Below are 15,440 nucleotides of genomic sequence, written 5' to 3'. Positions count from 1 at the left end.
CCCATCATGCGGCGGCACATGCCGACCGCGAAGACGACCATGCTCCCGGCAACGGCATCTCAGAAACCCCTTGCAACCGACGCGATTAGACGACGTGAGGCAATTACTGGGACTGGCGATCGAAGCGGCTGGCCCGTGCCTGCCCGGCGTCGGCTCAGCGCATGACGCAAAGGCCGACACTTGGCGAACCTATGTCAACGTGCGCTTCGGCTATCGGATCTGCTTCCCCAGCAACCTCCTGCGCGTCGAGCCGGAGTCACCTAATGGTGACGGCCGCGTCTTCACCGCCGCCGACGCCGCCAAATTGACGGCGTTCGGGCGCAACAACGCCGAGGACTCGTCATTGGCGGAGACTGCTGCGGAAGCTCGCGTCCGATCTTACCGGCGGCAAGGGCAAGGTCAGCCGGGTGATTCGCCAGAATTGGGCAGTGTCTTCCGGCAACGATGATGAGTCTATGCTGTTTTACAGCAAGACGATCCTGCGCGACGATCAATTCATCATATTCGACCTCGTATACCCCAAAGCTCTCGCCGCGGTACAGGCCGGTGGTGGAACAGATCGCTGAGTGTTTCAGGGCGTCCGGCTGACGTCGCACCCGGGCTGGCGGTGTCCGCAATCGAGTTGACCTGCTCTCCAAAGTCGCTAGGGCCGTCGACGGGCCACGCGGTCCCAACGCCGCGCGTGCTCTCTGCAAGGAGAGATACATTGACTGACTCTACCGTTACCGACGCCACCACTGCGTCCGCGAAGCCTGCCACCAAGCCGGCACGCCCTTATTTTTCCTCCGGTCCCTGCGCCAAGCCGCCGGGCTGGGACGCCGCGAAGCTTGCGACCGAATCGCTCGGCCGTTCGCATCGGTCCAAGATCGGCAAGACTCGCCTGCAATATTGCATCGACTTGATGCGCGAGCTGCTCCAGCTTCCTGACACCCACCGCATCGGCATCGTCCCCGGCTCCGATACCGGCGCGTTTGAGATGGCGATGTGGACGATGCTCGGGCAGCGCGCGGTGACGACGCTTGCATGGGAAAGCTTTGGTGAAGGCTGGGTCACCGATGCGGTCAAGCAGCTCAAGCTCGATCCGATGGTGCTGCGCGCTGACTATGGCCAGATCCCCGATCTCACCCAGGTGGACTGGAGCACCGATGTGCTGTTCACCTGGAACGGCACCACCAGTGGCGTGCGTGTGCCGAATGGCGACTGGATCCCCGATGATCGTGAAGGGCTGAGTTTCGCCGACGCAACCAGCGCGGTGTTCGCCTATGATCTGCCTTGGGACAAGATCGATGTCGCGACGTTCTCGTGGCAAAAGGTTCTGGGCGGCGAGGGCGCGCATGGCGTGCTCATCCTTGGTCCGCGCGCGGTCGAGCGGCTCGAAAGCTACACGCCGGCCTGGCCGCTGCCCAAGGTCTTCCGCCTGGTTTCGAAGGGCAAGCTCGCCGAGGGCGTGTTCAAGGGCGAGACGATCAACACCCCGTCGATGCTGGCGGTCGAAGACGCGATCTGGGCGCTCGAATGGGCCAAGAGCCTAGGGCCTCAGGGCCTGATCGCCCGTTCCAACGCCAATGCCGCCGCGCTCCAGAAGATCGTCGCCGAGCGTGATTGGCTCGGCAACTTGGCGCAGGACGATGCGATTCGCTCGACCACCAGCGTCTGCCTGACCGTGGAAGGTGCCGACACCGACTTCATCAAGAAGTTCGCCGCTTCCCTCGAGAAGGAAGGCGCGGCGTATGATGTCGCCGGCTACCGCGACGCGCCGGCAGGCCTTCGCATCTGGTGCGGCGCAACCGTCGACACCGCCGATATCGAGGCGCTCGGGCCGTGGCTCGACTGGGCCTACGCAACCGCCAAGGCTGGCGCTTAACCCACATCGTCACCCCGGCCTTGCGCCGGGGTCCAGCTATTCAACCGTCGCCCGCGAGGGCGGGCTCCCGGCTCAAGGGGTAGGTGACGGTAAGATCAAGGACATTCCAAATGCCCAAGGTACTAATTTCCGACAAGATGGACCCTAAGGCCGCGCAGATCTTCCGCGAGCGCGGCGTCGAGGTCGATGAGATCACCGGCAAGACCCCCGACGAACTGAAGGCGATCATCGGCCAGTATGACGGCCTGGCGATCCGCAGCTCGACCAAGGTGACCAAGGACATTCTCGAGCACGCGACCAATCTGAAAGTCGTCGGCCGCGCCGGCATCGGCGTCGACAATGTGGACATTCCCAGCGCGTCGGCAAAGGGCGTGGTGGTGATGAACACCCCATTCGGCAATTCGATCACCACCGCCGAGCATGCCATCGCGCTGATGTTCGCGCTCGCCCGCGACCTGCCCGAAGCCGACAGGTCCACTCAGGCCGGCAAGTGGGAGAAGAACCGCTTCATGGGCGTCGAGGTCACCGGCAAGACGCTCGGCCTGATCGGCGCGGGCAATATCGGCTCGATCGTCGCCGATCGTGCGCTGGGCCTCAAGATGAAGGTGATCGCCTATGATCCCTTCCTGACGCCAGAGCGCGCGATCGAGATGGGCGTCGAGAAAATGAGCCTCGACGACCTGCTGCTGCGCGCCGACTTCATCACGCTGCACACGCCGCTGACTGACCAGACCCGCAACATCCTCAGCCGCGAGAACCTTGCCAAGACCAAGAAGGGCGTGCGCATCATCAACTGTGCGCGCGGCGGGCTGATCGACGAAGCAGCGCTTAAGGAATGCCTCGACTCCGGCCATGTCGGCGGCGCCGCGCTCGACGTGTTCGTGACGGAGCCGGCCAAGGAGTCGCCGCTGTTCGGCACGCCTAACTTCATCTCGACGCCGCATCTCGGCGCTTCGACCAGCGAAGCGCAGGTCAATGTCGCGATTCAGGTCGCCGAACAGATGGCCGATTATCTCGTCTCGGGCGGGGTCACCAACGCGCTCAACATGCCGAGCCTGTCGGCGGAGGAGGCGCCGCGCCTCAAGCCGTACATGGCGCTTGCCGAGAAGCTGGGCAGCCTGGTCGGCCAGCTTGCCACCAGCGACCTCTCGAACATCGCCATCGAAGTCGAGGGCGCCGCTGCCGAGCTCAACCAGAAGCCGATCACCGGCGCAGTGCTGGCCGGCCTGATGCGGGTTCATTCGGACACGGTGAACATGGTCAACGCGCCGTTCCTCGCCAAGGAACGCGGGCTCGACGTCCGTGAAGTGCGCCATGAGCGCGAGGGCGACTACCATACGCTGGTCCGCGTCACCGTCGGCACTCAGACCGGCGATCGCTCGGTCGCGGGCACGCTGTTTGGTAACCAGGCGCCTCGTCTGGTCGAGCTGTTCGGCATCAAGGTCGAGGCCGATCTTGCCGGCCCGATGCTCTACATCGTCAACGAAGACGCCCCGGGCTTCATCGGGCGCCTCGGCACCACGCTTGGCGAAGCAGGCGTCAACATCGGCACCTTCCACCTCGGCCGTCGTCAGGCCGGCGGCGAGGCGGTGCTGTTGCTCTCGGTCGACGGGCAGGTGTCGACGGATCTGATCACCCGCGTCCGTGCGCTTCCTGGCGTGAAAACCGCCATGGCGCTCAACTTCTGAATCCGATAGCGGGCAGCGTCATGACCGGATTGCTGCCCGAAGGATTTCACGACCGTCTGCCACCCGCCGCCGACGCGGCGGCCCGCCTGGAGGCGCGCGTGCTCGGCCACGCGCGCCTTTATGGCTATGAGCAGGTCGATCCGCCGCTTGCCGAATTTGCCGACGAGCTCGCCACGCGCCTCAAGGCCGGGGGCGTCCGCGACGCGGTGCGCTTCATCGATCCGGTGTCGCAGCGCACGCTGGCGATCCGCCCCGATCTTACTGCGCAGGTCGGACGCATCGCTGCCACCCGCATGGGCCACCACCCGCGCCCCGTGCGCCTTTGCTATGCCGGCCAGGTGCTGCGCCTTAGCGGCTCTGAACTGGATCCGCAGCGCGCGATGCGCCAGATCGGCGCCGAACTGATCGGCCTCGATTCGGTCGCCGCCGCAAGTGAGGTCGTCCAGGTCGCGATTGAGGCCCTGCACGCCGCCGGCATCACTGGCCTCGCCATCGACTTCACGCTGCCGGACTTGGTCGACACGCTTGCCGCCGGGCGGCTTGATCCAGCTACGCTCGAGACTCTGCGCGACCGGCTCGACGCCAAGGATGCCGGCGGCGTTGCTGCGATCGACCGCCGCTACCTGCCGCTGATCGAGGCCGCCGGCCCGTTCGAGCGTGCGATGGCCAAGCTGCGCTCCATCGACGCGGGCAACGCGCTCGCCAGCCGCCTTGACGGCATTTCGCGCATTGCCTCCAGCCTGGACGGTCAGGTCGCGCTCACGCTCGATCCAACCGAACGCCATGGTTTTGAATATCAAAGCTGGCTGGGCTTCTCGCTCTTCGCGCAAGGGGTTCGCGCCGAAATCGGCCGGGGCGGCACCTACACAGTGCTTCATGACGAGGGCAGAGAGGAACCCGCCGTCGGCTTCTCGCTGTACGCCGATCCGGTGCTCGACACTGGCCTCGGTACCGCCGAACGCACCCGCCTGTTCCTGCCCTATGGCACGCGTACCGAGGAGGGGCGGACCCTGCGGGCGCAAGGTTGGGTCACCGTCGCCGCGCTTGAAGCGAGCGACACGCCGCAGGCCCAGCTCTGCACGCACACTCTCCACAACGGCGAAATCACCGCCCTCTGAATGCCGCTTACGGGGAAAAGGACGCCAGCTACGCTGGTCGTGGAGGCTTGCCCAACGGATTAGCGCGTAAGCAGCGCCTCGACATCGTCTGCAATAAAGCGTGAAAACGCGGCCGCTGCAGCCTCGCGGAACCGCGCATCCTGGGCCACGCGCGCCGGGAACACCTGTCGCATCGCCAGCAGGTCCGCAACCGGCTCACCTGTGGTCGCCGCCGAAGCCAGCATGCCGGCTAGCGGGTCGGTGATTGTCTCCCCCGAAAGCGCCTTTCGTCGCACGAATGCCATCCATGCCGCCACCGGCACCGCCAGCCGCTCGACGCTCCGCCCAGCGTCCAGCGCCTCCGCGACTGTTTCGAGTAGGCGGTAAGGCAGCTTTTGCGATCCATCCCAGGCGATCTGCGACAAAAGGTGGCGGATCGCTGGGTTGCGGAACCGCTCCAGCACTGCATCCGCATAGCCTGCGAGATCCAATCCTGCGACGCGGCTCAGCGACGCGGCTATGTCCTCGTGCATTAGTCGCGCCACGAACCCGCCGAGCGCATGGTCGGACATTGCTTCGAACACCGTCTCATGCCCCAAGGCGAGCCCGATATAGGCCAGGCTGGAGTGCGCGCCATTCAGAATGCGCAGCTTGGCCTGCTCATAGCCCCGCACATCGTCGGTCATCGTCACACCAGCCGCAGCGAGATCAGGGCCGTCGGCAAAGTCGAAGCGTTGCAGCACCCACTGGGCAAAGGGTTCGCGCTGCACCGCCGCCGCATCCACAAGGCCCAACGTCCCCGCCACTTGGTCCAGGAACGCGGCGTCGCTTGCCGGAGTGATCGAGTCCACCATCGAGTCCGGGAACTTGGCCTCAGCCTCAATCCATTTGGCAAGATCCGGATCGCGCGCTTGCGCCAGCGCCGCGCAAGCGGCGCGAAGCTTGGTGCCATTCCCTGTCATGTTGTCGCAGCACAACATCGCGAACGGCGCCAACCCCGCCGCTCGCCGATCCCCCAAACCAGCAACAATCCAGCCTACAACGCTTACCGGCGCGTCGGGCTGCTGAAGGTCATGGACGATGTCGGGATGCGCGAAGTCCAACGTCCCGTCGCTCCCCAGGCAATAGCCTTTCTCGGTCACGGTGCTGGTCGCGATCCGCACCGCCGGATCTGCCAGCAGCGCGCGCAGACGTGCCCCCTCACCCGGCCCGATCGCATCGGAATGCGCCGCTAGCACCCGCATCTTCGGCTCGGGAGCGATCACCGCCAATGTGTACAGCCCGTCTTGCCGCTTCAACGCTTCGGTGGTGCTTCCACTGCGCAGCGAAACCGCAGCAATTCCCCAGCGAGGATCGGCGTCAAGCACTCGATCGACATAATGCGCCTGATGGGCACGGTGGAACGCCCCCGGCCCGAAATGGACGATGCCGGTGCGCAGCGTCGCCGGATCATGCCTGGGGCGCAGGATGTCGATGGGAACGGTAGCGAGCGTCGAACGCGAAAGAACAGCCATGTCGCCAGCCAATCAGGCTCTGCCGATAGCGTCAATGCGCATAATGGTGGGGGCTGCCTAGGGCTGTATGCCGCCTGGACCCGATCCGCGGCCGCTCGGCGTGGAGTTGCGCACCTCGCGCAGCTTCTTCGGCATGACAAAGCGCATCTGCCGGTTGGGAGAGAGTCAATATCGACGCGCCGGAAACTGCGCAACGCGTCCATACCGAGCAGCAGCGCGGGCTGTTCGGCCAGGTCGAAGCGGCGAAACGGTTCCACGTCGGCAAACGCCACCGGCAGCGATCCGAACTGTACCCGCCTACGCGGTCTCGACTCTGCTGACCCAGTCATCGTGGTAAGCAACACCGGCCTGCCCGAAGCCAGCTGAAGCACCTGCGCCAACTCGCGCGCGATGACCGACCGCTCAGCTCCGGTGTCGATGATGAAGTGGTATGGGCCGTTACGGCCTACCGAAACTGGCACCGTCAGCCGTGCGTCGATCTGTTCGAGCGCCAGCAATATGGCCTCGGGCGATAGCTCCGTTAAGGATGACGCTTCATCCGGCAGGTCCTGCGCGCATACGGAGCCGCCAGCCAGTAGAACCAATGGTAGAAGAGGCCGGCAGACTCGCTCCATCGAGTAAGAATACGCCTGTCCATGCTGCGCAACAACCCGCGCAGGCGAACCTCAGTCGACGCGCATCGCTTCAGCTGCGATTGCCGCCTCGGCTTCCGCCCATAGCGCGTCCTCGCCGGATCCCTGCACAACCTTCTCGCGGCCAATCATGATCAGCACCGGCACCGCCATCGGGCTCACCCGCTCCAAATCGACATGCAGCATCTGCTCGGCTGCCCCATCCAGCAGCCGCGCCAGTCGTCCGACATCGGTCATCCGTGCGCGCGCATCCTCCCAAGCGGCGCGCAGCAGCAAGTGATCCGGCTCATATTTGCGCAGCACGTCGTAAATCAGATCAGTCGAGAAAGTGACCTGTCGCCCGCTCTTCTTCCTGCCCGGCACCTGGCGCTCGACCAACCCGCCGATGATTGCGACTTCGCGGAACGCTCGCTTGAGCAGCGCGGATTGCTGCACCCAGTCGACGAATTCGTGCTCCAGGATGTCGGGTGAGAACAAGGCCGCCGGGTCGGTGATCTTCTCCAACCCGTATACCGCAAGCGCATAGTCATTGGCGACGAAGCCTAGTGGCTTAAGTCCCATTGCCTCCATCCGCCGGGTGAGTAACATGCCGAGCGACTGGTGCGCGTTCCACCCCTCAAAGCTATAGGCCACCATGTGGTGACGCCCCTCGTGCGGGAAGGTTTCGACAAGTAGCTGGCCGGGTTCCGGCAGGACTGAGCGATGCAACTGCACTTCCAGCCACTCGCGGACGTCGCCCGGGAAGCGCGCCCATTGGCTCTGGTCGTGCAGAAACACCCGCACCCGATCGGCGAGCGTGGAGGTGATCGCGAGCCGCGCGCCCATATACGACACGAAGCGGGCCTGTTTGGACGTGGCGCGGACGATGAGATCGGTCAGCTCGACTCGCTCAACCTCCAGTGCGAGTCCGGCAAAGAAGAAGGTGTCGCCCGGCGCGAGCTGCGTGCCGAACGCCTCCTCGACCTTGCCGAGCCTGCGGCCATTCTTGAACCGGACTTCCAGCATAGGCGCTTCGACGATGATGCCGGCGTTCAGCCGATGCTGCGCAACAAATCCTGGCTTGGTCACGCGCCACATGCCGTCCTGACCTTTGGTCAGCCGCTTGAACCGATCATAGGCCTTCAGCGAATAGCCGCCGTCGGCGATGAAGTGGAGTACCCGGTCGAAGATGTCGTCGCCCAGCGCCGAATAAGGCAGCGCGCTGCGCACTTCGTCGAGCATCTCCGTCGCCACAAACGGAGCAGCACAGGCGCACCCCATCACATGCTGCGCCAGCACATCCAGCGCGCCGGGGCGGAAGATGTCAATGTCGAGCTCGCCTTCCTCTACTGCGTCCAGCGCTGCCCGTGCTTCCAAATATTCGAAACGGTTGCCGGGGATCAGCACTGCCTCCGACGGCTCGTCGATGCGGTGGTTGGCGCGCCCGATCCGCTGCAGCAGCCGCGACGATCCCTTGGGCGCGCCCATCTGGATCACGCAATCCACGTCGCCCCAGTCTACGCCGAGGTCCAGACTCGCCGTCGCAACGAGGGCGCGCAACTGCCCGTTCGCCATCGCTTGTTCGGCCTTGCGCCGCGCCTCCAAGCTCAAGCTGCCATGGTGCACCCCGATCGGGAGCTTCAGCTCGTTCACCTTCCAGAGCTGCTGAAATACCAGTTCCGCCAGCCCGCGCGTGTTGCAGAAGACGATGGTCGTCTTGTGGGTCTCGATCTCGGCCATTACTTGCGGAATGGCATAGACGCCCGAATGCCCGGCCCAGGGAACGCGTCCCTCCGGCAGCAGGATAGTGATGTGTGGGTCGGCGCCCTTGTCGCCTTCGACCAGTGTCACCGTATCGATATCGCCGTCAGGTGCCAGCCAGGCGCGATACCCATCCGGATCGCGAACCGTTGCCGAAAGCGCCACGCGCCTGAGGCCCGGCGCAAGTCGTTGTAGCCGCGCCATCGCCAACGACAGCAGGTCGCCTCGCTTACCGGTGGCGAAGGCATGAACCTCGTCGATCACAACGGTCTTCAGGTCGGTGAACATGGTCAGGCTGTCTTCATAGGACAGCAACAGGCTCAGCGATTCCGGCGTGGTGAGCAGGATCTGCGGCGGGCGTGCGCGCTGCCGCAGTTTGCGGTCAGACGGCGTGTCGCCGGAGCGCGTCTCCACGCGGATCGGCAGCTTCATTTCATCTATAGGCGTCAGCAAGTTGCGCTGAACGTCAACCGCAAGCGCCTTGAGGGGCGAGATATAGAGCGTGTGCAGTCCCTCTACGGGACGCTCTACCAGATCGATCAGCGTCGGCAGAAATCCCGCCAAAGTCTTGCCGGCACCGGTTGGGGCGACCAGCAATGCGTGGCGGCCCCCTTTGGCGGCTGCCGCCATTTCCAATTGATGCCGACGTGGCGCCCAGCCGCGCTTGGCGAACCAGCCTGCTAGAATTTCGGGAAGTGCGACGGTGGGATCGCTCACGCGTTAGCGGTGGCGCGATCCCGCTCGGTCCGCAAGGGCTTTAGGCAACGCCGCCATTCTGGCGTGCCTTGTCCTCGCGATCCTGCTGATCATACCGTTCGCGTGTCGCAGCTTCGGTATGTGCGACGTCCTTGCGCGATCCACGATTGTGCAGCATCGCCCACGCGATTGCGATGGCCAACAAGATCGGGCCAACGATCACCATCACGCCTTGAATGTTCGATAGGTCCATTGGTGCACCTCTCCGGTTCTCTTGTCGGGCTCAACGAAGTCGCGGGTGCTTTCGATCCCAAGTGGAACCCAGGCACTGCGCCAACCATATTGCTACCATGGCATTGGGCAGCTGGATCGAACCGCATTCGACGGGCATCTACATCCCCGCGGCGGACGCGTGGGTCGATCCGTCACAACCAGTGGAGCGCGCCTTGGTGACGCATGGCCATGCCGATCACGCGCGCGGCGGGCACGGCGAGGTCTGGGCGACGCCAGGTACGTTGGCGATCATGGATTGCCGCTACGGTGCGCAGAACGGCCGCCCCTGCGATTATGGCGAGGTGGTGCGCCTGGGCAGTGTCGACGTCAGCTTCGTGCCTGCCGGCCATGTGCTCGGCTCATCCCAAATCGTGCTCGAACATGCCGGGGAGCGCGTGGTGGTCTCGGGCGACTACAAGCGGCGGGAAGATCCCACCTGCGAACCGTTCCAGCCGGTGCCTTGCGACATCTTCATCACCGAGGCAACGTTCGGGCTGCCGGTCTTCGTGCACCCTGAGACACACGACGAACTCGACAAGCTGCTGGTGGCGCTACGTGCCGAGCCAGGGCGCTGCATCGTCGTCGGTGCCTATGCGCTGGGCAAGGCGCAGCGGGTGATCCGCGAATTGCGCGTGATGGGTTATGACGATCCCATCTACATCCACGGTGCCTTGCAGCGGCTATGCGACTTGTACGTCGAACATGGCGTGGAACTTGGCGACCTGCGCCCCGCCACAGGCGCGAGCAAGGCTGAGCTCCAGCGCCGCATCATCCTGTGCCCCCCCGGCGCGCTTATTGACCGCTGGTCGCGCCGGCTGCCCGATCCGATCACGGCCATGGCCTCAGGCTGGATGCGGGTGCGTCAGCGTGCACGCCAGCGCAACGTCGAACTGCCGCTGATCCTGTCCGACCATGCCGATTGGGACGAGTTGACGCATACGATCCAGGAGATCGCGCCGCGCGAGGTTTGGGTGACTCATGGCCGCGAAGACGCGCTGGTCCATTGGTGCAGCATGCGCCAGATAAAGGCGCGCGCGTTGGATCTGGTCGGTTTCGAAGACGAAGACGATTGAGCACCGGTACGTCTGGTGAAGCGCGATTTAAACGTTTCAAGGGAGTAGCCGGTTGCTGCCCCGGCGCTTCAACATGGTCGGCCGCGTTGATGGGCTAGCTTGCCACCCGCAGTGGCGCTTCGTCGGCTGGGCTGAACAGCCATGCTTCGGCCTCCAGGAAGGTCTCGAAGCAATACGCACCGCGTCCCGACAAAGCCCGCAGCAACTGACTCCGCGCCAGCGTGCGACCGATCACAAAGGCGAGCCGGCGTGAGCGATACTCCGGTGTTGCAAGCACCCCTTGAAAGGCGGTGACCATGTCTTGCGACTGGATTTTCATCTCACGCGAATCGACCAGCGTAAGGTGGGCATTGCGCGGGCAGATCAGTTTGGCGTGGGCTGCTTTTCGCGCCGCCAGAAAGCCCTGGATGTCATCGGGGCCGAAAAGGCCACCCATGGTGATCCGGACTAGGTCCCGTTCGGGTTCTACGAGGAAGGAATAGTTAGCGCTCACTTGCTCATTATAGAGCGGGCGCTTCTCAGGTGGCGCCCGCGAGCGCCTTTTGCCTGCGGCGTTGTACGGAGCTGCCGATTCCCATCGCTTCACGGTATTTGGCAACCGTGCGCCGGGCGATATCGAACCCCTTGGCGTTGAGCAGTTCTACGAGCGTATCGTCCGACAGGATCTTCTTCGCGTCCTCGGCGGCGATCAGCGCTCGGATCGCGCTCTTCACTGCTTCGGCAGACACCGCCTCGCCACCATCGGCTGCGGCGATCGCGCTGGTGAAGAAGTATTTCAGCTCGAACAGCCCGCGCGCGCAGCTGAGATATTTGTTCGAGGTCACCCGGCTGACGGTGGATTCGTGCATCTCGATCGCCTCGGCCACCTGCCGGAGCGTCAGCGGCCGCAAATGCGCTACGCCGCGCAGGAAGAACGCCTCCTGCTGTTTCACGATCTCGCCGGCGACCTTGACGATCGTCCGCTGGCGCTGGTCCAGCGTCTTGATCAGCCAATTGGCGCTCGCAAGGCAATCCGAGAGCCAGGCCTTGCTGGCCTTGTCTTGCGGACCGGCGGACACTTGCGCATGATAGCTGCGGTTGACTAGCAGCCGGGGCAGGGTTGCCCCATTCAGCTCGACTGCCCAGCCGTCGCGCCGACGAGCGACGAAGACATCGGGGATCACGCTGGCCGGCGGCTCCCCGCCAAAGCGGCAGCCGGGCTTGGGATCATAGGATCGCAGTTCGCGAACCATGTCGGCCAAATCCTCGTCATCGACGCCGCAGATGCGCTTCAGGCGCGCCATGTCGCCGCGCGCGACAAGGTCCAGATTGTCGATCAGCCGCGCCATGCAGGGATCGTAGCGGTCGGCCTCCTTCGCCTGCAGCGCGAGGCATTCCGATAAGCTGCGCGCACCTACGCCGGTAGGATCGAATGTCTGAATAATTGCCAGCACCTGCTCGGATCGGGCGAGGGGCACTTCCAAACGGCTTGAGAGGTCGAGGAGCGAACCCTGCAAATAGCCGCACTCGTCGATCTGATCGATGATCTGGGCCGCGATGAACAAGTCGTCGCCCGCAATACTCGCCCCCGCCTGCGCCATCAAATGATCGGCCAGGCTGGCACCGCCCGCGGCCATGTTGTCGAAGTCGGGTCCGTCCTCTGCCATGCTGCCGGCTGCACCGTTCAGGCCAAGACCCCCGTCCATGCCTCCCAGACTGTCGACGGCGGAGTCGTGGTGAAACGCCTCGGCCGAAAGGTCCACGTCTAGCGCCGCTTCGCCCAGCGCTTCAGCGCCACTGTTCAGCAGCTCGCTCGCATCAGCCGGACTGTCCCGAAGGCTCTCCCACTCGCCCTGATCCTCGGGCGGCACGGGGTCGGGCGTGTCCTCGCCTCCACCCTGGGCGTCGAGTAGCGGGTTCTTCTCGAGCTCTTCGGCGATGAAGGCTTCGACCTCCAGGTTCGACAGCGCCAGCAGTTTGATCGCCTGCTGAAGCTGGGGTGTCATCACCAGCGATTGCGACTGCCGCAGGTCGAGGCGAGGCGCGAGGCTCATGACGCTCTAGAGCTCGAAACTTTCGCCCAGATACAGGCGGCGGACATTCTCGTCCCGAACCAGATCATCGGGCGATCCGGCGAACAGCACCCGGCCATCATAGATGATGTAGCCCCGGTCGACGATGTCCAGCGTCTCGCGGACATTGTGATCGGTGATCAGCACGCCGATGCCACGCTTCTTCAGTTCACAAATCAGATCGCGAATGTCGGATATCGAGATCGGGTCGATGCCCGCGAACGGTTCGTCGAGCAGCATGATCGTGGGATCAGCGGCCAGCGCCCGGGCGATCTCCGCACGGCGCCGCTCGCCGCCCGACAGCGCCATCGAGGGCGAGGTGCGCAGGCGTGTGAGGCCGAATTCATCGAGAAGCTGATCAAGGCGGGCTTGCCGCTCATCGCGGCTGCGGCCGCTCAGCTCCAGCACCGCCATGATGTTCTGCTCGACGCTCAAGCCACGAAAGATCGAAGTCTCCTGCGGCAGATAACCCAAGCCCAGCACGGCACGACGATACATCGGCAGCCGGGTGATGTCCTCGCCATCCAGCATGATGCGACCCGAGTCGGGCTTCACCAATCCCATCACCGAGTAGAAGCACGTCGTCTTGCCGGCGCCATTTGGCCCCAACAATCCAATGACTTCGCCGCGCCCGACCGAAACCGACACGTCGGTCAGCACCACACGCTTGTCATAGGATTTGGCAATGGAAACGACCGCGAGGCCCTGGTTCGGAGCCGAAGCCGGATCCGCTACCACGGGCTCGATCATCGCGACATCGTTCATGGCAAGGTCCTCGGGTCTTCCTTGTGCGCTGCCGGAGCCTGGCGCGTGTTCCAGAGTCTGGCGATGGAACGCGTGGAAGGAAAGGGGCAGTGCGGCGGGCGGTCGCAAAAACCGACTATTGCTGCGGCGTGCTAGTGGAGCGTTGCGGCACGGAGAAGCGGCCGGTGACACGCCCGCCGCGGCTCTGGACACCAGGCTGCCCTGGTGCGGTGGTGCCGCCTCCGACGCCCGAACCATCGATCGTTGCGCGGCCGGTATCGAGATTGATGGACAAGCGTGCACCAGTTACGTTGTTCCCGCCTTGGCGCAGCGTTACCCCGCCGATCATGGTGATGATGCGGCGATTGAGATCGTAGACCGCATATTGCGATGTCGCGCTTTGTTGGGGGCGAGTTACCGTGACGCCGCCGGCCGCGTCGAGGCGAGAGACCTGCGGCGAGCCGTCGGCGATTTGACCGGTATAGCTCACCGTCACGCGCGAGGCCGTCAGCGTCATCTCGGCCTGGGTAATGCGCACATTTCCGGTCAACAGCGCCCGGTTGGCACGATCCTGCAATTCGATGGCGTCCGACGCTACGTCGATCGGCGCAGCCGAATTGTGGCGTGACTGCGCAACGGCGCCGCCGGACGCGGCGAGCGCGAGCGGCAGGCCGATCGAAAGGAGAGCGGGGGCGCGAGTCATCAGCGCCTATTTGCGCGCTTAGGAAATATCCGCAAGCGCGCATTGCCGTTGAGCGACACTGTCCGCTTCTCCAGGTCCGCGCTCAGCTTGTTTCCACTGAACACGCCCATCGGCGTGTTGCCGGTCACAGCTCCCCCACTTTGCAGCGTCCGGCTTTTCAAGTCGACGGTGGCGTTCTGTGTGTTGAGTACATATCCGTCCGAGGTCTTGAAGCGAATCTGGCCGTTCACGGCAACTTGCTCGGTGTTGAGGTCGTAACTGCCTGCGGGCGCGACGATGGAGGCGGGGCCTTCCGGTAGCTGTATTTCGGCTTGAAGGTCGTTCAACCGCACGATCGGCTGCGCCGAGCTTTGCTGGACCGCTGAGCCGGCATGCAGGTGGAACGCCTGACCCTTGGCATCCTCACCGCGATACTCCGCGCGCTCGATGCGCAGGCGTTCTTTGGCGACATCGACTCGATTTTTATCCAGCAGAAAGCTCATCTCGCCGCCCATCATCAGTGGCGCCACCACCAAGAAAGCCGTGAGCACGCCGATAGCAGCCGGCAACACGATCAGCAGCAGGCGGATCGTGCGATCATGACTGCTGCCGGGATGGGCCCAGCCGCGCTTTTGCGATGAAAGTCGAGTCGCGCGATTAGGCATGAGCGAAGATGTCGACCTCCGGCCATCCTGCAAGGTCGAGCTCGGCGCGCCAGGGCAGGAAGTCGAAACAGGCTTGGGCGAGCGGCATGCGTCCTTCACGCTCGAGGCGCGCATCGAGTTCCACCTTCATCGCATGAAGAAAGCGGACGTCGGAAGCCGCATAGTCGCGTTGTGCGTCGGAAAGCACGGGGCCACCCCAATCGGACGACTGCTGCTGCTTGGATATTTCCTGCCCCAGCAGATCCCGAACCAGATCCTTTAAGCCATGCCGATCGGTATAGGTGCGCACCAGGCGGGACGCGATCTTGGTGCAGAACACTGGACCCGCGGTCACGCCCAGGTAGAAGCGAATCGCTGCCAGATCGAATCGCGCATAGTGATAAAGCTTCAGCCGACCGATATCGGCCAGCACCTCGCGCAGGTTCGGCGAATCGTAGCTGGACTGTGGGCCGAATCGCACCAGGTGCTCGTCTCCGGATCCGTCCGAAAGCTGCACCACGCAAAGCCGGTCCCGCATGGTGATCAGGCCCATCGTCTCAGTATCGACCGCAATCGAGGCGCCGGGGGCGAACACGCCTTCAGGCAGATCTTCTTCATGGAAATGTACAGCCATGGCCCGCGCATAGGCGGGTTGTTCGCGCACCTCAATGCCGCTGACATGCGCGATCCGCTCTGCCCATGTGGCGGCGCACGCGGCTTTGGTTTGGCTATGTTCGAAGAA

Annotated in this window: 14 protein-coding genes and 1 pseudogene; 5 read left to right on the top strand and 10 right to left on the bottom strand. The window is 64.1% G+C overall.

The window, feature by feature from the left end; translation table 11 throughout:
- The first annotated feature begins 94 nt into the window (after positions 1-94).
- The 4 genes from FHT02_RS07930 (at position 95) to FHT02_RS07915 (ending at position 4,670) form a co-directional block, all read left to right on the top strand.
- The gene (locus tag FHT02_RS07930; protein ID WP_184086232.1) at positions 95-448 is read left to right on the top strand and encodes a hypothetical protein; all 354 of its coding nucleotides are present in this window, start codon (positions 95-97) and stop codon (positions 446-448) included.
- A gap of 258 nt (positions 449-706) precedes the next feature.
- The gene (locus FHT02_RS07925) at positions 707-1,864 is read left to right on the top strand and encodes a phosphoserine transaminase (protein ID WP_184086230.1); all 1,158 of its coding nucleotides are present in this window, start codon (positions 707-709) and stop codon (positions 1,862-1,864) included.
- A 110-nt stretch (positions 1,865-1,974) separates the two neighbouring features.
- Positions 1,975-3,552 (top strand): phosphoglycerate dehydrogenase, encoded by a 1,578-nt coding sequence (gene serA, locus FHT02_RS07920; RefSeq protein WP_184086228.1) that lies wholly within the window; start codon positions 1,975-1,977, stop codon positions 3,550-3,552.
- 20 nt (positions 3,553-3,572) lie between these two features.
- Positions 3,573-4,670, top strand: coding sequence for an ATP phosphoribosyltransferase regulatory subunit (locus FHT02_RS07915; protein WP_184086226.1), 1,098 nt, complete (start codon positions 3,573-3,575; stop codon positions 4,668-4,670).
- Between the two features lie 59 nt (positions 4,671-4,729).
- Here FHT02_RS07915 and FHT02_RS07910 read toward each other — a convergent pair whose 3' ends face one another.
- From FHT02_RS07910 to FHT02_RS07895, 4 genes and pseudogenes are all read right to left on the bottom strand, one after another.
- Positions 4,730-6,163: a mannitol dehydrogenase family protein gene (locus FHT02_RS07910; RefSeq protein ID WP_184086224.1), complete on the bottom strand. Its 1,434-nt coding sequence runs from the start codon at positions 6,161-6,163 to the stop codon at positions 4,730-4,732.
- Positions 6,164-6,411: 248 nt separating this feature from the next.
- Positions 6,412-6,777 (bottom strand): annotated as a pseudogene (locus FHT02_RS07905) (aspartyl protease family protein); the annotation flags it as partial.
- Between the two features lie 51 nt (positions 6,778-6,828).
- A complete protein-coding gene (locus FHT02_RS07900; protein WP_184086222.1) occupies positions 6,829-9,252 on the bottom strand; it encodes a ligase-associated DNA damage response DEXH box helicase in 2,424 nt (807 codons plus the stop codon).
- Between the two features lie 40 nt (positions 9,253-9,292).
- Positions 9,293-9,484: a hypothetical protein gene (locus FHT02_RS07895; protein WP_184086220.1), complete on the bottom strand. Its 192-nt coding sequence runs from the start codon at positions 9,482-9,484 to the stop codon at positions 9,293-9,295.
- A 97-nt stretch (positions 9,485-9,581) separates the two neighbouring features.
- On the opposite strand from FHT02_RS07895, the gene FHT02_RS07890 reads away from it, so the two are divergent.
- Positions 9,582-10,577 carry a ligase-associated DNA damage response exonuclease gene (locus FHT02_RS07890; protein WP_184086218.1) on the top strand — a complete coding sequence of 332 codons (996 nt, stop codon included), beginning with the start codon at positions 9,582-9,584 and terminating at the stop codon, positions 10,575-10,577.
- Between the two features lie 94 nt (positions 10,578-10,671).
- Here FHT02_RS07890 and FHT02_RS07885 read toward each other — a convergent pair whose 3' ends face one another.
- The 6 genes from FHT02_RS07885 to FHT02_RS07860 all read right to left on the bottom strand — a co-directional run bounded on the left by FHT02_RS07885 (position 10,672) and on the right by FHT02_RS07860 (position 15,332).
- Complete coding sequence (locus FHT02_RS07885; RefSeq protein WP_184086216.1) at positions 10,672-11,070, bottom strand: hypothetical protein; 399 nt, start codon at positions 11,068-11,070, stop codon at positions 10,672-10,674.
- A gap of 25 nt (positions 11,071-11,095) precedes the next feature.
- Positions 11,096-12,610 carry an RNA polymerase factor sigma-54 gene (rpoN, locus tag FHT02_RS07880; protein WP_184086214.1) on the bottom strand — a complete coding sequence of 505 codons (1,515 nt, stop codon included), beginning with the start codon at positions 12,608-12,610 and terminating at the stop codon, positions 11,096-11,098.
- Between the two features lie 6 nt (positions 12,611-12,616).
- Positions 12,617-13,393 (bottom strand): LPS export ABC transporter ATP-binding protein, encoded by a 777-nt coding sequence (lptB, locus tag FHT02_RS07875; protein WP_184086212.1) that lies wholly within the window; start codon positions 13,391-13,393, stop codon positions 12,617-12,619.
- 115 nt (positions 13,394-13,508) lie between these two features.
- A complete protein-coding gene (locus FHT02_RS07870; protein WP_184086210.1) occupies positions 13,509-14,075 on the bottom strand; it encodes an LptA/OstA family protein in 567 nt (188 codons plus the stop codon).
- Entirely contained in the window at positions 14,075-14,572 is a 498-nt protein-coding gene (lptC, locus tag FHT02_RS07865; protein WP_343056863.1) for an LPS export ABC transporter periplasmic protein LptC, read from the bottom strand. The genes FHT02_RS07870 and lptC overlap by 1 nt, the downstream gene beginning before the upstream one ends.
- Before the next feature lie 139 nt (positions 14,573-14,711).
- The gene (locus tag FHT02_RS07860; protein WP_184086206.1) at positions 14,712-15,332 is read right to left on the bottom strand and encodes a ribonuclease D; all 621 of its coding nucleotides are present in this window, start codon (positions 15,330-15,332) and stop codon (positions 14,712-14,714) included.
- Positions 15,333-15,440: the final 108 nt, after the last annotated feature.

It is taken from the genome of Sphingomonas xinjiangensis, from assembly GCF_014199255.1.
In the GTDB taxonomy this organism is placed as follows: domain Bacteria; phylum Pseudomonadota; class Alphaproteobacteria; order Sphingomonadales; family Sphingomonadaceae; genus Sphingomonas; species Sphingomonas xinjiangensis.
Note: the sequence above shows the minus strand (reverse complement) of the source record. Positions and strands in the feature narration are given on the sequence as shown.